General features: G+C 61.1%; 17 protein-coding genes and 1 tRNA gene. 14 read left to right on the top strand and 4 right to left on the bottom strand.

All coding sequences use genetic code 11. From position 1 onward, the window contains the following. The 3 genes from Q8S60_RS02530 to lepA all read left to right on the top strand — a co-directional run. A partial coding sequence (locus Q8S60_RS02530; RefSeq protein WP_305668297.1) for an enoyl-CoA hydratase-related protein occupies positions 1-344 on the top strand: 344 nt, incomplete at its 5' end. Continuing rightward, a complete protein-coding gene (locus Q8S60_RS02525; RefSeq protein WP_305668296.1) occupies positions 341-925 on the top strand; it encodes a hypothetical protein in 585 nt (194 codons plus the stop codon). The genes Q8S60_RS02530 and Q8S60_RS02525, both read left to right, overlap by 4 nt. A gap of 66 nt (positions 926-991) precedes the next feature. Beyond that, a complete protein-coding gene (gene lepA, locus Q8S60_RS02520; RefSeq protein WP_305668295.1) occupies positions 992-2,794 on the top strand; it encodes a translation elongation factor 4 in 1,803 nt (600 codons plus the stop codon). Positions 2,795-2,873: 79 nt separating this feature from the next. Here lepA and Q8S60_RS02515 read toward each other — a convergent pair whose 3' ends face one another. Next, positions 2,874-3,170, bottom strand: coding sequence for a hypothetical protein (locus Q8S60_RS02515; RefSeq protein ID WP_305275705.1), 297 nt, complete (start codon positions 3,168-3,170; stop codon positions 2,874-2,876). Between the two features lie 199 nt (positions 3,171-3,369). Between Q8S60_RS02515 and Q8S60_RS02510 the strand changes: the two genes are divergently transcribed. Next, positions 3,370-3,459: transfer RNA gene (locus tag Q8S60_RS02510), tRNA-Ser, on the top strand. A gap of 188 nt (positions 3,460-3,647) precedes the next feature. On the opposite strand, the gene Q8S60_RS02505 is transcribed toward Q8S60_RS02510, so the two are convergent. After that, positions 3,648-4,214, bottom strand: a complete 567-nt coding sequence (locus Q8S60_RS02505) for a TadE/TadG family type IV pilus assembly protein (RefSeq protein ID WP_305275706.1) — start codon at positions 4,212-4,214, stop codon at positions 3,648-3,650. A 9-nt stretch (positions 4,215-4,223) separates the two neighbouring features. After that, positions 4,224-4,781, bottom strand: coding sequence for a TadE/TadG family type IV pilus assembly protein (locus Q8S60_RS02500; protein ID WP_305275707.1), 558 nt, complete (start codon positions 4,779-4,781; stop codon positions 4,224-4,226). 209 nt (positions 4,782-4,990) lie between these two features. Between Q8S60_RS02500 and Q8S60_RS02495 the strand changes: the two genes are divergently transcribed. Then, on the top strand, positions 4,991-6,304 hold the full coding sequence (locus Q8S60_RS02495) for a TadE/TadG family type IV pilus assembly protein (RefSeq protein ID WP_305275708.1): 1,314 nt from the start codon (positions 4,991-4,993) through the stop codon (positions 6,302-6,304). A gap of 78 nt (positions 6,305-6,382) precedes the next feature. On the opposite strand, the gene Q8S60_RS02490 is transcribed toward Q8S60_RS02495, so the two are convergent. Continuing rightward, positions 6,383-6,895: a pilus assembly protein N-terminal domain-containing protein gene (locus Q8S60_RS02490; protein WP_305275709.1), complete on the bottom strand. Its 513-nt coding sequence runs from the start codon at positions 6,893-6,895 to the stop codon at positions 6,383-6,385. Positions 6,896-7,048: 153 nt separating this feature from the next. Between Q8S60_RS02490 and Q8S60_RS02485 the strand changes: the two genes are divergently transcribed. The 9 genes from Q8S60_RS02485 to Q8S60_RS02445 all read left to right on the top strand — a co-directional run bounded on the left by Q8S60_RS02485 (position 7,049) and on the right by Q8S60_RS02445 (position 15,975). Next, complete coding sequence (locus Q8S60_RS02485) at positions 7,049-7,798, top strand: Crp/Fnr family transcriptional regulator (protein WP_305275710.1); 750 nt, start codon at positions 7,049-7,051, stop codon at positions 7,796-7,798. A gap of 420 nt (positions 7,799-8,218) precedes the next feature. Then, positions 8,219-8,386, top strand: coding sequence for a Flp family type IVb pilin (locus Q8S60_RS02480; protein WP_305275711.1), 168 nt, complete (start codon positions 8,219-8,221; stop codon positions 8,384-8,386). 294 nt (positions 8,387-8,680) lie between these two features. Further along, a complete protein-coding gene (locus Q8S60_RS02475; protein ID WP_305276404.1) occupies positions 8,681-9,178 on the top strand; it encodes a prepilin peptidase in 498 nt (165 codons plus the stop codon). A 51-nt stretch (positions 9,179-9,229) separates the two neighbouring features. Beyond that, entirely contained in the window at positions 9,230-9,982 is a 753-nt protein-coding gene (cpaB, locus tag Q8S60_RS02470; protein ID WP_305275712.1) for a Flp pilus assembly protein CpaB, read from the top strand. 15 nt (positions 9,983-9,997) lie between these two features. Further along, a complete protein-coding gene (locus tag Q8S60_RS02465; RefSeq protein ID WP_305275713.1) occupies positions 9,998-11,458 on the top strand; it encodes a type II and III secretion system protein family protein in 1,461 nt (486 codons plus the stop codon). A 19-nt stretch (positions 11,459-11,477) separates the two neighbouring features. Then, positions 11,478-12,170 carry a CpaD family pilus assembly protein gene (locus tag Q8S60_RS02460; RefSeq protein ID WP_305275714.1) on the top strand — a complete coding sequence of 231 codons (693 nt, stop codon included), beginning with the start codon at positions 11,478-11,480 and terminating at the stop codon, positions 12,168-12,170. Beyond that, complete coding sequence (locus tag Q8S60_RS02455) at positions 12,170-13,483, top strand: AAA family ATPase (RefSeq protein ID WP_305275715.1); 1,314 nt, start codon at positions 12,170-12,172, stop codon at positions 13,481-13,483. The genes Q8S60_RS02460 and Q8S60_RS02455 overlap by 1 nt, the downstream gene beginning before the upstream one ends. Positions 13,484-13,499: 16 nt before the next feature. Continuing rightward, positions 13,500-14,969 carry a CpaF family protein gene (locus Q8S60_RS02450; RefSeq protein WP_305275716.1) on the top strand — a complete coding sequence of 490 codons (1,470 nt, stop codon included), beginning with the start codon at positions 13,500-13,502 and terminating at the stop codon, positions 14,967-14,969. 19 nt (positions 14,970-14,988) lie between these two features. Next, complete coding sequence (locus Q8S60_RS02445; protein WP_305276405.1) at positions 14,989-15,975, top strand: type II secretion system F family protein; 987 nt, start codon at positions 14,989-14,991, stop codon at positions 15,973-15,975. Positions 15,976-15,978 lie beyond the last annotated feature (3 nt).

Genomic DNA, 15,978 nt, shown 5'->3' with positions numbered 1-15,978 from the left:
GGGTGCTGCCCCGGATCGTGGGGCTGACCCACGCCAACGACATCCTGCTCTCCAGCCGCATCTTCACCGCCGAGGAGGCCCTGGAGATGGGCTTCCTCAATAAGCTGTTGCCGCCGGAAGACCTTATGCCGCATGTCATGGATTATGCGCGGAAGCTCGCCGATGGCGTCTCGCCGGGTTCGCTCCGGGAGACCAAGAGGCAGATCTATACCGACCTCCACAGGGACGCGGCTGGCGCCGTCGTGGCCGCCGAGCGGTTGCTGGAGGAAATGATCAAGCACCCCGACTACAAGGAAGGGGTCAAGGCCTGGATGGAAAAGCGCCGGGCCGAGTGGCGGGGATGATGCGCTTGCTCGCGATGGCCGGTCTGCTTCTCGGGCTGGGACTCGTGGCACTTCCAGCGGCGGCGGCCGATGATTTCCATGCTGCGAGCTATATGCCCGTCCCCATGGATGTGCCGGTGGCGGTGGCCGGGCCCGACCGGACGCTGGATGATATCGACCTGGCAGAACGGATTCGGGGTCTTCTGCGCGGCCATGGCTTCCCGGTCGTTGCGACGGAAGAGCAGGCCGGTCTCCTTTTGACCTTCACGAGGGAATGCAGTGTGGCACCGGTCCAGAACAGGAAATTCGGGATCGGCGTCGGCGTGATTGCGACCGAGCATGGCGTCAGCACCGATGTGGACGTGAATGCCCGGATCGCCGCGCCACGCCAGGGCGATGCCCCTGCCGTCTCGCCCGTGCCCTCCCTGAGCATCGCCATGAGGCTGGTCAGCACGGGGCCTCGGCCCCGCCTCTATTGGACCGCCGAGGCAAGCGAGCCGTTCGGGCGGAAATGCTCGGTCGATCTTTCGCCGGAACTCGCCGAAAGGCTCATCGGCGATCTCGCCAGCCGCCGGGCTGTCCCGGCCGAGGAGGACGACTAGCGCCACCCCCAATTGGCTTGCACCCCGGCCAGTGCTATATGGGCGCCTGTTAACACAGCAGGCCCCATGACCGACCTTTCCCATATCCGCAATTTCTCGATCATCGCCCATATCGACCACGGCAAGTCGACGCTTGCCGACCGGCTGATTCAGCTCTGCGGCGGACTTCAGGCGCGCGAGATGAAGGAGCAGGTGCTCGATTCGATGGATATCGAGCGCGAGCGCGGCATCACCATCAAGGCGCAGACCGTCCGGCTCGACTACAAGGCCGCGAATGGCGAGATGTATGAACTCAACCTCATCGACACACCCGGCCATGTCGACTTCGCCTATGAAGTGAACCGCTCGCTCGCGGCCTGCGAGGGCTCGCTCCTCGTGGTCGATGCGAGCCAGGGCGTCGAGGCGCAGACGCTGGCCAACGTCTATCACGCGCTCGACGTGAACCACGAAATCGTGCCGGTCCTCAACAAGATCGACCTGCCGGCGGCGGAGCCCGCCAAGACGCGCCAGCAGATCGAGGACGTGATCGGCCTCGACGCATCGGAGGCGGTGGAGATTTCCGCGAAGAGCGGTATCGGCATTCCCGAGGTGCTGGAAGCCATCGTCAACCGTTTACCCCCGCCGAGGGGCGACCTTTCCGCGCCGCTGAAGGCGATGCTGGTCGATAGCTGGTACGACGCTTATCTCGGCGTCGTCGTGCTCGTGCGCATCATCGATGGCGAGCTGAAAAAGGGCCAGCGCATCAAGATGATGGGCACCGGCGGTGTCTACACGATCGACAATGTCGGTATTTTCCGGCCGAAGAAGGAAGCCGTCGCCAGCCTGACGCCGGGCGAGATCGGCTTCTTCACGGCATCGATCAAGGAAGTGGCGGATACGCGCGTCGGCGACACGGTGACGGAAGAAAAGCGCCCCTGCGCCCAGGCGCTGCCGGGCTTCAAGCCGGCGCAGCCGGTCGTCTTCTGCGGGCTGTTCCCTGTCGACGCCGCCGAATTCGAGGATCTGCGTGCCGCGATGGGCAGGCTTCGTCTCAACGATGCGAGTTTCGAATTCGAAATGGAAACCTCGGCGGCGCTTGGCTTCGGCTTCCGCTGCGGTTTTCTCGGGCTGCTCCATCTCGAAATCGTGCGCGAACGGCTGGAACGCGAATTCAACATCGATCTCATAACGACGGCACCCTCCGTCATCTATCAACTGCATATGACCGACGGCTCGATCGTGGAGATGCACAATCCGGCCGACATGCCCGATGTGATGAAGATCGATCATATCGAAGAGCCGTGGATCCGCGCGACGATCCTCGTGCCGGACGAATATCTGGGCGCCGTGCTGAAGCTCTGCGAGGACCGGCGCGGCCACCAGGTCGACCTTACCTATGCAGGCTCGCGCGCAATGCTGGTCTATCGCCTGCCGCTGAACGAAGTCGTGCTCGATTTCTACGACCGGCTGAAATCGGTGAGCCGGGGCTATGCGAGCTTCGACTACCACATCGAGGGCTACGAGACGGGCGATCTGGTCAAGATGACCATCCTCGTCAATGATGAGCTTGTCGATGCGCTTTCGACCATCGTGCACCGGAGCCGTGCGGAGCAGCGCGGGCGCGTGATGTGCGAGAAGCTGAAGGAGCTGATCCCGAAGCACCTTTTCAAGATTCCGATCCAGGCGGCGATCGGCGGGCGCATCGTGGCACGCGAAACGATCTCGGCCATGCGCAAGGACGTGACGGCGAAGTGCTATGGCGGCGACGTGAGCCGCAAGCGCAAGCTGCTGGACAAGCAGAAAGAGGGAAAGAAGAAGATGCGCCAGTTCGGCCGCGTCGAAATCCCCCAGGACGCTTTCATCTCCGCGCTCAAGATGGACGCGAACTAGCAGCTCTCGCTTCTGCCCCGAACAAGAAAAGGCCGCCCGGTGAACCGGGCGGCCTTTTCCTTTGCCGGATGTCCGGTGTTCAGTCGCCGCGGCGCAGCAGGGCAAGAAGCCCCGCCAGCACGATGCCGATCACGCCGAGTACGGCCCATGCCGGATAAGTGAAGACGGTGTTGATCGGCCCGACAAGGCCTTCCGGTGCGCCGGAGCTGACCCAACCGGCGACTGCGTCATAGCTCGATTGGTTCACCAGCGCCCAAAGCTCGGCGAATGAACGCATCGTGACCTCGCTCTTTTCGAGCGAAAGCAGCGCGTCCGAACCCAGCGCCATCAGGGCAGCAATAATGAAAAGAAGTCCAATCAGCCTGAAAACGACCATGGCACACGAGCCCCCCAGCCCTACGCGGTGATTTATAGAAACTAACGTCCGGAACGGTAACCGGATCGGGTGTCCCAAACAAGCACACTCGTGGGAAGAAGTTTGCCGGATCAAAGGCATAAAGGCCGTGATCCCGGTTGATTCAGGGTTTTTGTCGCGTATAGTGCCGCGCGCTATCGCCCCTCAGACGGGCGAGTCCGGAGGGGTGGCCGAGTGGCTGAAGGCGCACGCTTGGAAAGCGTGTATACGGGAAACCGTATCGAGGGTTCGAATCCCTCTCCCTCCGCCAGCCCGAATGTTCCGTAAAATCAGATGTTTAGGCTCGGCCCGGGGATCCTCGTGCGGCGTGACTTCCGCCATCCGCCGCCATCTCCACGGTGGCCCTCAGGAAGAGGCCCACGGACCGGCGCTTCCGCTTGCGGCAGATTTGCTACAGCTCCGGGCGAAACATAGTTAATTGTCCGTCCGGCGGGGAAATCAGTTGGTCCGGGTGACCTGAACGGCGCGGCGCGGCTTCAGATAGGCGATATCGCTGAAGGTTATCGTCTCGGTGATGAGCTCGCTGATCGGCGAGGCATAGGCATAGGTCACTTCGGCCACGATGACGCTGGACCCTGCGGTCGTGAGACCCGCCGGCAGCGTCATGTTCGAACCGGCGGCGCGCGGCGCGATGTTGTGGCCGTCGCTCCAGGCCACTTTCGGCACATTGCTGGAGTTGGCCACCACGCTGGTAATCCGCACCGTGATCGGGGTCGTGCTGAAAGGCGCGAGGATCGCCGAACTTGCATTGAAGATATCGGTGATGTCGGCGTTGCTCACCGAGGCGGCCTGCGCGGTGATGTCGGCGGCCGTGTAGGCGACCGACGTCACGCGGCGGTTGGCCGTAAGCATGTTGGTGATCTCGATCGCGCCGAAATAGAAGGTCAGCATGAGCGGGAAGATGAGGGCGAATTCAACCGCCGCAATTCCCGCTGCTTCGCGCGCGAACCGCTTGAACCATCCGGCGGCCATCGCGCCGTTCAATGCTGGAAATAATCCGCGCATTCCCATCCCTCAACTGGTCGGAACGATGAACGGCTCGTTCCGAAACGCGACGCTGGCAGCGATCAGGCGCCCGCCGCCATCCACATTGGAGAGGCCGATAAGCGAGGGGCTCATGACGCCCCAAGTGTAATAGACGCGAACGAGAACGATGTCGCCGGCGCTGCCGGGCTGGAAAACCGTCGTGTCGACGACGTTGCCGTTCTCGTCGATCAGCGGCGGAAAGCTGACGCTGTTGAAGTTGGTGAAATTCCGCACGTCGACATGAAGATCGGCGCCGCAATTGCTGATAAGCATCATCTCGCCGCAGATATAATCCTTGAACTGGGCCTCCGACATTCCGCCCGTCTGAACCTGGCCGGTTCGCACGAGACGGCCGGCGTCGGCGACGACGCTTTCGAGATTGGACGCCGCGAAATAGACGATGCAGGTCTCGATCATCGCGAAGAGAAGCGCGAAGAAGGGAATAGCGAGCAGGCTGAATTCGACGGCGGCGCTGCCGCTCCTGGCGCGCAGGAACCCGCGCTGCCGGTCGCGTCGGGTATGCTCTCCCTGACGTGCATCTTCCATGGATTGCCCTCGCGCGCTGAAGACCCGTCTCCACGCGATATTCTTGATAGCGCCGCGCCGGTTACCAAAAGGTAAGCGTATTAAATATTGCCTGTTCGATTCATTCCTTCTTAACGCCACCCACCCTAAAACGACCGTGTACGCTTTCCCTGCCACGTCCGCCCCCGTGGAGCGGCGGATGCCGGCGGATTACAGAGGTCGGGCCATCCATGCGGCGTTTTCAAAACCTGTTTCGCAGATTGTGGAATGACCGGAGCGGCAACTTCGCCGCGATTTTGGCGATCTCGATGGTTCCCATCGTCGCCGCGGTGGGCGCGTCCGTCGACATTTCCCGCGCCTATATCGTCGAAAGCCGGCTCAAGGCTGCGCTCGATGCGTCGGCCCTCGCGATCGGCGGCTCCACAGGGCTGAGTGCCGCGCAGATGCAGACAATGGCCCAGAGCTACTTCAGCGCCAACTATCCGGCATCCAAGATCGGCGTTCCCGGCACGCTCAGCGTGACGCAGAACGGCAATGTCGTCTCCCTGTCGGTCAGCGCGGATATGCCGACGAGCCTCATGGGTGTAGTCGGCATCAATACGCTCAAGGTTGCGGCGACCACAGAAGTCACGCGAATGGGCAAGAAGCTTGAAGTGGTGCTTGTTCTGGACAACACGGGTTCGATGAACTCCGACGGTCGCATGACCGTGCTGAAATCCGCAGCCAAGGATCTTATCACGACCGTTTCTTCCGCGGCGGTCTCGGCCGGCGACGTGAGGATTGCAATCGTGCCTTTCACTACCGACGTCAATGTCGGCACCTCGTACAAGAACAGCAACTGGTTGAAGTGGTCGTGGGAACTGCCGACGGAGACCTGCGTCACCACGGGTAGCGGGAAGAACAAGACGACGACCTGTACACAGGACGTACGCACCGTCTCGAAATCGAGCTGGAAAGGCTGCGTGGTGGACCGCGATCAGAACTACGACGTTTCGATCGCCGATCCCGTTACTATCGACAACGCGACGCTTTTCCCGGCGAACGATAACAACCTGTACAACAACAATTGCACCCTGCGTCCGATCGTTCCTTTCTCAACCGACTGGACCATGCTGAAGAACGAGATCGACGCCATGGTTGCCGGCGGGGCCACGAACACCACCATCGGATTCGTCTGGGGCTGGCAAATGCTGATCAACGGCAAGGTCTTGTCGAACGCCGCAGCAAAGGATGCCGAAAAACTCGAAAAGGTGATGGTGTATCTGACCGACGGAGACAACACCTATTATCGCCAAGGTATCGGTTCATGTAATGGCAGCTCCTATTGCGCCGGCGTCGACGTAAGAACGGCGCTCGTCTGCAGCGCAATCAAAGGCGACGGTATAACCGTCTATACGGTTCGACTGATCAACGGCAACGCGACGCTGCTCCGCAACTGTGCCTCCTCTCCGAGCATGTATTATAGCGTCAACACAGCGAGCGAGCTGACCGACGTCTTCAAATCCATTGCTCAGTCGCTTTCGAATTTGCGTATCAGCAAATAGCCGGAAGAGTTTCCCTGAAATGAAAAAGGCTGCGCCTCGAAAGGCGCAGCCTTGGTGCTGAAATCCCCGCGGACAATCCTAATGGAGTCCGCCGCCGGACGAAGTCGAAGCTGCGTTTGCCGCCGCGCTGCCGGTACCGGCAGCGGTTGTGGTCTGCTTCATGAGTTCCTCGAAAGCGTCCGGGCTGTCGCCAACTGTCGGAACCCGTTCGCAGCGCGGCGTGCAATTGTAGGAATACTGGCCTGAGCCGCGCGTCAGCGTAACCGTGGATGCTTCCTGCGATACGACGCTCACATTGATGTCGAGGATCGTCGCCCCATCGCTGCCGAGCGCGACGATGTTGGTACGGCCGAAGCTGCGCCCCATGACGTAGACGAGTTTCGAGCCCTCGACCGTTACATCGGCGATTGCCGGATTGCCGACCATCACGGTAGCGGCCGGTTGTCCGAGATGAAGAGCTTTCGACTTGTTCACCTCGACCTGGAATTCGGCGGCCTGTGCGGCGCCGGCCAGCAGCGCGGCGCAGGCAGCGCCGAGCGCTGCCGCGTAGATGCGGCGGGAGGTGTTTTTGCCAATGCGGGATACGCGCATGTCCTTGCCACTCTCTTTTGAGACCTGTTCCCGCGACACTATCGGCAAGGAGTAAAGGATATGTTGACCGTAACGATCCGTTCGCATCTGCCGCTTTAACGGCGGATTAAAGGAGGAACCCTAGTCTCGCCGGAGTTGAATTGAGGAGAAGGCATGGCTGGCGGCGCGCGGAGTGGTCGAAACAGGGCCAGGGACAATGCTCACACGCTTGCCGGCATCGCCGTTCTCGCAGCATTGCCGCCACGCGAACTCGCGCTCCTCGCGGCCGAATGCGACTGGCGGAAAATATCGAGCAACGAGATTGTGCTGAACCTCGCCCAGGGCGACACGATGGAGGGCGTTATCTTCGTCGTCAGCGGCGGCGTGCGCCTGGCCCGCAACGTGGGAATTGCCGGTCGTATAGCGTATGTCGATGTCGATGCCGGCGGCCAGTTCGGAGAAATGGCCGTTTTCGGAGTTGCGGAAACTGATCTCACGGTCGTGGCGAGAGAAGACGGGATCATCGCCATCATGCCCGAAAACCGCTTTGTGGAGCTTCTGTCGCGCGAGGAATCCGTTTCGCGCGCGCTGCTTTGCCAATATGCGCGACTGCTGCGAGCAGGCGAGGCAGGTACTTTGCCGCACGTTGCCTCGACACGAGACGGTGAAGGTACGGGCGCCCAACGGGTCTATGGCGAACTCCTTGCGCTCGCGGAACCCCACCGAACTGCAGACGGCGAAGACTGCCTTCTCATCGCGCGGTTGCCCCGCCACCGCGAACTGGCGGCGCGGGTCGACACGACGGAGGAGGTCGTGGCCCGGGCCATTGCCGAAATCGTTCGCGCGGGCATTGCAACGCGCGCCTATCCCGGCCTCGTCGTCAGCGACGAAGCGGCACTGCGGGGCCTGTGTGAGCCGCGTTAGCTGATTCTTCGAAACTGGTTTCCGTTGTGGAAACACTCTCGAGGATATGGCGCGACACAGCCACAGTAATAGCAAGAAGACACTCGGCCACCAGCGGGGCTTGAGACCGTGCGTTTCCGGTGCTTGCTTCTGGCTTTAACCGACGATTAACGATGCTCGAAACTGCAATGCCGGAACCGTGTGCCCCATCAACCAATTAGTACTCAGAGAAGTCAAATCAATACAGTAATGGTTGAATATATACCAGTTAAATACTCTGACAGTCGTTAAAACTTACCTGAAATCCCGAATAATCATTAGTAATTGGGTAAGGGGAGGGGGGCTAAGCTTGCCACCAGTCCGAAAGGGCGCCCTGCGGATCGATTACCGCGATGCGCGTGGGCTGGTGCTGTCGACAGTCAAATATGCAAGGAGGCTTGTATGAGCCAGTTTCTGAAGTCTTTCGTGAAGAACGAGTCCGGTGCGACCGCCATCGAGTATGGTCTGATCGCTGCGGGCATTTCGGTCGTGATCATCACCGCGGTGGGTACCGTCGGTGACAACCTCATCGCCAAGTTCGAAGATATCGCCGAGAAGATCGCCGAATAATCGGTCTTGTTGCAGATCGAGGCTTCCGGCTCGTCCGGAGGTTTCGCCGAGAGATCAAACCGCCGGACAGGCACATGTCCGGCGGTTTTCTTTTGCCCCGGCCGGCCGTGGCGCCTGGCAAACAAGGCCGCTGTATCTCCGCCTGCCGCAGCCTCGATTCCGGCTCATTTTGGCCTGCCATTTACTCCAAATTTACGCTCCTCGCCCACTATCGGCTCGTGTGGAGAGGCATGGGGCCCTCTGCGCGGGGCGGTATCGCCCATGAGGAAAAGTCGGGCATCCTTCGTGACGAACATGCTTCTCCTCGCCGTCTTTCCGCTCGCCATGATCTTCGGCGCCCTGTGGGATTTGACGACGATGACCATTCCGAACCTGCTGACCGTCGCGCTCGCCGCGATGTTCGCAGTGCTCGTGCCTTTCACGGGGTTGCCCCTGCCGGAGATCGCGCTCCACGTCGCGGCCGGCGTTGCGATGCTGATCGTCGGGATGGGGATGTTCGCGTTCGGCTGGATCGGCGGTGGCGACGCGAAGTTCGTCGCGGCGACCGCGCTCTGGATCGGCTGGTACGATTTGCTCGGCTACCTGCTTATCGCCTCGATCATCGGCGGTGCATTGACGCTTCTGCTGCTCTGGTTTCGCACGATGCCGCTGCCGCTCTTCATGCAGCGCGAATGGATACTGCGCCTTCATGACCGGAATACCGGCATTCCCTACGGCGTTGCGCTCGCTGCTGCGGGTTTGTTGATGTTTCCGGAGACGGTATGGCTGAAAGTCGCGGCGCATGCTGCGTGATCGAAAGAAATTTGCGGCCTGTTCGGACCGCACCAGGAAAGGATTGAGCAAGTGAACGCCGCACGCATAGGAGTTCTGGTTCTGGCGATCGTCGCCGCGGGCCTCGCGGCTTTTCTCGCTCGCGGTCTCGTGACCAGCAACGACGAGCCCGTCGAGCCGAAACTCGTCGAGGCGCCGACAACGGAAGTGCTTGTCGCGGGCAGCAATCTTCAACTCGGGCAGCGAGTTGCCGGCGGCGACTTGCGCTGGCAGCGCTGGCCGGACACCTCGATGAACGGCGCCTATATCACGCGCAACCAGAATCCGGCCGCGGTCGAGGATTATATGGGCAGCGTCGCCCGCGCGAGCATTCTGAACGGCGAGCCGGTCACGGCCGACAAGCTCGTGACATTGACCGGTGCAGGCTTCATGTCGGCACTCATCGAACCTGGCATGCGCGCGGCGGCTATCAGCATCACGCCGGAGACGAGCGCCGGCGGCTTTATCCTTCCCAATGATCGGGTGGATGTTGTCGACGTGGCGCGTGGCCAAACCATCCTGCGCAATATCCGTGTGCTGGCTATCGATCAGCGCTTCGACGAGCGGGCCGGTGAACAGGTTGCGGTGGGCAAGACGGCGACGCTCGAGCTGACGCCGGTTCAGGTCGAGGTGATATCGGTCGCCCAAGCGGAAGGCAATCTCGGACTTTCGCTCCGCAGTATGGCGGAACAGGATCTCGCCGGAAACGAAACGACAGCGGCTGAAGGCGGATCGGTTGTGAAAATCGTGCGCTACGGCACGGCGCAGAACGTGCGCGTGAAGTAGGCAATGGGGTCGGGCATGAGCAGTATGTGGAACAAGTTGAAAGCGGGCTACGCCGGCGCAGGACTGCGCGCGATGCGGACAGCGGCCGTACTTCTTTGCGCCGCCGCGACGGCCCTGGGCTCCGCGGATGTCGCCATGGCAGGCGATGCTCGATTGGTCAAGATCGATCAAGGCGGCGTCGGTCAGGTATCGCGCAGCATCGTTCTCGGGCTTAACAAGGCAGCGATCGTGGAATTGCCCGTGGCCGCCCGGGATGTTCTCGTCTCGAATCCCGCTATCGTCGACGCGGTGGTGCGGACCAACAGACGCACTTATCTCATCGGTCTCGCCGTCGGTCAGACGAACGCGTTCTTCTTCAACGAATCCGGCCAGCAGATACTGAACCTCGAAATCCGCGTGGCGCGCGACCTGACGGGTCTGCGTGAATCGCTCCGTCAGTATTTCCCCAAAGCGCGCATCGACGTCGAGTCGATCAACGATCACGTCGTTCTCTCCGGCATGGTCGCGAGCGCCTCCGACGCCAGCAAGGCGCAGGACTTCGCGGCCCGCTATATCGGCGGCGACAAGGAACACGTCCTCAACATGCTTGGCATCGAGGGCAAGGAACAGGTGATGCTCAAGGTGACGGTTGCGGAAATGCAGCGCAACGTCATCAAGCAGCTTGGCGTCAATCTTTCGAGCGCATCGAGCTTCGGCGACTTCGCGCTTCAACTTGCGACGAGCAATTCCTTCAGCGTGCAAGGCACCTCGCTCGGCGGGCTGACGGCGCAACCATCATACAATGGCGACGGCCTGCAAGGCGCCATACGCGCTCTCGAACGAGATGGTATCCTTCGTACGCTCGCCGAGCCGAACCTGACCGCGATCTCCGGCGAGTCTGCGAAGTTTCTCGCCGGCGGCGAATTCCCCGTGCCGACGTCGCGCGACCGCGACGGCAACGTGCAGCTTGAGTTCAAACCTTTCGGTGTCGGTCTGAACTTCACCCCGGTGGTACTCAGCGAAGGCCGCATCAGCCTGAAGATTTCGACCGAGGTGAGCGAGCTTTCGTCCGAAGGAGCATACGTTCTCCAGGGCGCGGATGGCGATGGCGTAACCGTACCGGGCCTCAAGGTTCGCCGCGCGGAGACGACGCTCGAACTTCCCAGCGGCGGCTCTCTGGTCATGGCCGGACTGCTCTCCGACACGATGCGCCAGAACATCGACGGCGTGCCCGGTGTGAAAGACGTGCCGGTACTCGGCCAGCTGTTTCGCAGCCAGGACTATCAGAAGAATGAAACGGAACTTGTCGTGATCGTCACACCTTATCTGGTCGATCCGACGTCGCGAAAGAACCTCGCTCTGCCGACGGACGGATTTGCGCCGGCGAGTGACATGGATGCGATCCTGATGGGCCGCCTGAATGCCACCTATGGCGCACGCGGCGCCGCCCCCGGCGACAACTCGTTGCAGGGTCCGGTCGGCTTTGTTGTGGATTGAAGCGCGAAGGATGAATGACATGGCAAAGCTGAACGGAATGCATGCCGCCAGAGGAATTGCAGCCGCGCTCGCTCTGGGCCTCGCCGGTTGCAGCTTCAATGGCGTCGAACAGGCACAATATGGTGTCGCCTATACCCATCCGATTTCGATCGAGACCGATGTCGCGACGCTGAACGTCGATGTGGTTCCGGGCCAGCCGGGCCTGTCGCAGGCGGACCGCAACGCCATTGCGGGCTTCGCCGCCGGTTACCGGCAACGCGGCCACGGCCCCCTGACGATTTCCACGCCGTCCGGCTCTCCGAACGAGGGCGCTGCTGCCGTCGCCCTCAGCGATGTACGCGACGCTCTCGCCGAGCAGGGTGTCGGCGGCGACGCACTGGCCTATACGCCATACCGCGCCTCCGGTGCGGATACCTCCGCGCCGCTTATCCTTTCGTTCAAGCGCTATGTTGCCAAGCCCACTGCTTGCGGAGACTGGTCGCAGAGCTATTCGGCCGATCCCTCGAACGGCCTTCTGCCCAATCATGGCTGTTCGACGCAGAATAATCTGGCGGCGATGATCGCCGACCCGGCAGACCTGATCGGTCCGCGCAACATGACCCCGGCCGATGCGCAGCGCCGCGGCACAGTGCTCGAAAAGTATCGCGCAGGGGAGGCTACGGCCACGGTGCGAGGCGATCAGGACTCCGGCGCCGTGAGTGAGGTACAGTAATGAGCAATTTGGCCCACAAGGATATTCCGGTGGAAGCGCCGCCGATGCCCGAGCGTCAGTCGCCTCCTCACGCCTTTTCCGCCACCGTTCATGAGGCGGACGGGCTTGCCGTGGTGAAGCCCGTACCCCGGATCACGATTCACGCGTTTTGCGAGCAGCCGGCCACCGGCAGCGCCATCCAGCGCGCCGGCGAGGACCGCCGGCTTGCCAAGGCGCATCTTACCGTCCATATGGGCGGCATTCCCGCCGCGATAGCCCAGTACCAGCAGAGCGCAACGCCGAACCTCATCATGGTCGAATCGCGCGCAGCCGGGGACGAGCTCTTCTCGCAGCTCACTTCTCTTGCCGAAGTCTGCGACGCAGGCACCAAGGTTGTCGTCGTCGGCCATATGAACGATGTCTCGCTCTACCGCGAGATGATCCGCCAGGGCGTCAATGAATATCTGGTGGCACCGCTTCATCCGATGGGCGTCATCGAGGCGATCTCAAGGCTTTATGTCGATCCGGACGCGCCGCCGATCGGCCGCACCATTGCCTTTATCGGCGCCAAGGGCGGCACGGGCTCGAGTACCATCGCCCACAATATCGGCTGGTGCATTTCCACCGGCATGAACGAAGATGTCATCATAACCGATCTCGATCTGCCTTTCGGCACCGCGGGTCTCGACTTCAACCAGGATCCCGCGCAAGGCATCGCCGATGCATTGATGGCGCCTGAGCGTCTCGACGACGTACTCCTCGATCGCCTGCTGGTGAAGTGCACCGACCGGTTGAGCCTGTTTGCCGCGCCGGCGATTCTCGATCGCGACTTCGAAATGGATGGCGACAGCTGCGAAACGGTACTCGATATCGTGCGTGAGGGTGTGCCGTGCGTGGTTGTCGATCTGCCGCATGTCTGGGCGCCGTGGACAAAGAAAGTCCTGTTGACGGCTGATGAAATCGTCATCACGGCCACGCCGGATCTCGCGAGCCTTCGTAACGCCAAGAACATTCTGGATCTCGTGCGTCAGGCCCGCCCGAACGACAACGCCGCGCATATCGTACTGAACCAGGTAGGCATGCCGAAACGTCCGGAAATTCCAGTGAAGGATTTCACCGAAGCGGTCGGCGCAGAGGCTACCCTGGTGCTTCCCTTCAATCCGGGCCTCTTTGGTACGGCGGCGAATAATGGCCAGATGATCGAGGAGCTCGATCCGAAGGGAAAGACCACGGAAGGTTTCCGCTTCCTCGCGCAGCAGCTTTGCGGGCGCGACCTGCGCGCTCCGAAGCCCACCAAGTCGTCATTCTTCAGTTTTCTGTCCCGCAAGGGATAAACGGAGGTAGCTCGTCGTGTTTGGAAGGCGGACCGAAGGTCAGGCAGCAGCCCCGCGCAAGTCAGCAGCGGCGCCCGCGCCTGCCGTACCACGGCAGGAAGGGAGCGCCGCCGCTCCTGCGGCTACGGCCGCGGCCGCGCCTCCGAAACCGCTGCCGCCGAAGCAGACGGCGCCGAAGCCTGCCGTTCAGGCACGGGCCGGTGACCATCGCTCGGAAAATTACTACCAGATCAAGACGACGATCTTCAACGCGCTGATCGACACGATCGACCTCACGCAGCTTGCCCAGCTCGACGCGGAAAGCGCGCGCGAGGAAATCCGCGACATCGTCAACGAAATCCTGTCGATAAAAAATGTCGTCATGTCGATCTCCGAGCAGGAAGCTCTCCTGCAGGATATCTGCAACGACGTGCTCGGCTATGGACCGCTCGAACCGCTCCTCGCGCGCGACGACATTGCCGACATCATGGTGAACGGTTGCGAACGCACCTTCATCGAAGTGAATGGCAAGGTCGAGCTGACGAACGTCCGGTTCCGCGACAACAGCCAGCTGATGAATATCTGCCAGCGAATTGTGAGCCAGGTCGGCCGCCGCGTAGATGAATCGAGCCCGATATGCGACGCCCGCCTGCCCGACGGCAGCCGCGTTAACGTGATCGTGCCGCCGCTTGCCATCGACGGGCCCGCGCTGACTATCCGAAAATTCCGCCGCGACAAGCTGATGATGAACGATCTCGTTCAGTACAATTCGATCTCGCAGGAAGGTGCGGAGGTTCTCGGAATTATCGGAAAGGTCCGCTGCAACGTGCTGATCTCGGGCGGTACAGGTTCAGGCAAAACGACGCTTCTGAACTGTCTCACCGGCTTCATTGACACCGACGAGCGCGTCATCACCTGTGAGGACGCCGCCGAATTGCAGCTCCAGCAGCCTCATGTCGTCCGTCTCGAAACCCGCCCGCCGAACCTTGAAGGACAAGGTCAGGTGACGATGACGGAACTCGTCCGCAACTGTCTGCGCATGCGTCCCGAACGCATCATCGTCGGCGAAGTTCGCGGACCGGAAGCCTTCGATCTTCTCCAGGCCATGAACACCGGTCATGACGGCTCCATGGGCACGCTCCATGCGAACAGCCCGCGCGAAGCGCTCTCGCGCCTCGAAAGCATGATTACGATGGGCGGCTATGCGCTGCCCTCGAAGACGATCCGCGAAATGATCTGCGGGTCGATCGACGTCGTCATTCAGGCGGCTCGCCTGCGCGATGGCTCGCGTCGTATTACGCACATCACGGAAGTGCTGGGTACCGAAGGCGACGTCATCATCACGCAAGATCTCTTCGTCTATGAGATCGAGGGCGAGGATGAAACGGGGCGCATCATCGGAAAACACAAATCCACGGGCATCGCACGTCCTTCGTTCTGGGATCGCGCGCGCTACTACAATCAGCACCAGGCCTTGGCCGCCGCGCTCGACCGCGCCCAAGGCTGAGGGGGTTGCGAAAGAAAATATGGATCAGGCAACCCTGATTATATTCGGTATCGCCCTGCTCGCCGCTCTTTGCTTCGGCGCGCTAGGGTTCCTGTTTGTCGGCGGCGAATCTCGGTCGAAGAAACGAGTCGAGCGCGTCACGCGAGCGGGCAACGCGCGGCTTACCTCGGTTGACGGAGAGGTCGACAACAGCGAAAAGCGCCGCAAGCAGATGCAGGAAACGCTCAAAGGCCTCGAGGCGCAGCAGAAAGAGCAGAACAAGAGGATTTCGCTGAGCACGCGCATAGAACGGGCGGGGCTCGATATCGAGCCTCGTACCTTCTACATCGCGAGTATCGTAGCGGGTCTTGTCTGTGCGCTCCTCCTGAAAATCTCCGGTCTTTCGATGGTGATTGCGGCACTTGGGGGGTTCGCCGGCGGGTTCGGCCTGCCGCGATGGGTCCTTGCCTATCTCATCAAACGTCGTCAGAAGGCATTCACTGAAGAATTCGCGAATGCGATCGACGTCATCGTGCGCGGCGTGAAGTCCGGCCTTCCCGTCAATGATTGCCTGAAGCTCATTGCGACGGAATCGCCGGAGCCCATCCGCACGGAGTTCCAAGGCATCGTGGAGGGCCAGCGCGTCGGCGTGACGTTGGAGCAGGGTCTCGCGAAAATCTACGAACGTATGCCTCTCCCGGAGGTGAACTTCTTTCAGATCGTTCTGGCCATTCAACAGAAGACAGGCGGCAATCTTTCCGAAGCGCTTGGCAACCTTTCAAAGGTGCTCCGTGAACGCAAGAAGATGCGCGGAAAGATCCAGGCCATGTCACAGGAGGCGAAAGCTTCCGCCGGCATTATCGGAGCGCTGCCGCCGGGCGTCATGCTGCTCATCTATATCACTTCACCAGGCTATATGGATGTTCTCTTCACGACCACGGCCGGAAACATGATCATCGTCGGCGGTCTCATGTGGATGACTATTGGCGTTCTCATCATGAAAAAGATGATCGACTTCAAGTTTTAGGAT

This window comes from Parvibaculum sp. (assembly GCF_030694575.1).
GTDB lineage: Bacteria > Pseudomonadota > Alphaproteobacteria > Parvibaculales > Parvibaculaceae > Parvibaculum.
The sequence above is the reverse complement of the archived record's forward strand: the minus strand, read 5'-3'. Positions and strand labels throughout refer to the sequence as shown.

Bases quoted from the DNA above. Each gene is read 5' to 3' on its own strand.
- Q8S60_RS02525 (WP_305668296.1), top strand. From the start codon at position 341: ATGATGCGCTTGCTCGCGATGGCCGGTCTGCTTCTCGGGCTGGGACTC.
- lepA (WP_305668295.1), top strand. From the start codon at position 992: ATGACCGACCTTTCCCATATCCGCAATTTCTCGATCATCGCCCATATC.
- Q8S60_RS02515 (WP_305275705.1), bottom strand. From the start codon at position 3,170: ATGGTCGTTTTCAGGCTGATTGGACTTCTTTTCATTATTGCTGCCCTG.
- Q8S60_RS02505 (WP_305275706.1), bottom strand. From the start codon at position 4,214: ATGCGCGGATTATTTCCAGCATTGAACGGCGCGATGGCCGCCGGATGG.
- Q8S60_RS02500 (WP_305275707.1), bottom strand. From the start codon at position 4,781: ATGGAAGATGCACGTCAGGGAGAGCATACCCGACGCGACCGGCAGCGC.
- Q8S60_RS02495 (WP_305275708.1), top strand. From the start codon at position 4,991: ATGCGGCGTTTTCAAAACCTGTTTCGCAGATTGTGGAATGACCGGAGC.
- Q8S60_RS02490 (WP_305275709.1), bottom strand. From the start codon at position 6,895: ATGCGCGTATCCCGCATTGGCAAAAACACCTCCCGCCGCATCTACGCG.
- Q8S60_RS02485 (WP_305275710.1), top strand. From the start codon at position 7,049: ATGGCTGGCGGCGCGCGGAGTGGTCGAAACAGGGCCAGGGACAATGCT.
- Q8S60_RS02480 (WP_305275711.1), top strand. From the start codon at position 8,219: ATGAGCCAGTTTCTGAAGTCTTTCGTGAAGAACGAGTCCGGTGCGACC.
- Q8S60_RS02475 (WP_305276404.1), top strand. From the start codon at position 8,681: ATGCTTCTCCTCGCCGTCTTTCCGCTCGCCATGATCTTCGGCGCCCTG.
- Q8S60_RS02465 (WP_305275713.1), top strand. From the start codon at position 9,998: ATGAGCAGTATGTGGAACAAGTTGAAAGCGGGCTACGCCGGCGCAGGA.
- Q8S60_RS02460 (WP_305275714.1), top strand. From the start codon at position 11,478: ATGGCAAAGCTGAACGGAATGCATGCCGCCAGAGGAATTGCAGCCGCG.
- Q8S60_RS02455 (WP_305275715.1), top strand. From the start codon at position 12,170: ATGAGCAATTTGGCCCACAAGGATATTCCGGTGGAAGCGCCGCCGATG.
- Q8S60_RS02445 (WP_305276405.1), top strand. From the start codon at position 14,989: ATGGATCAGGCAACCCTGATTATATTCGGTATCGCCCTGCTCGCCGCT.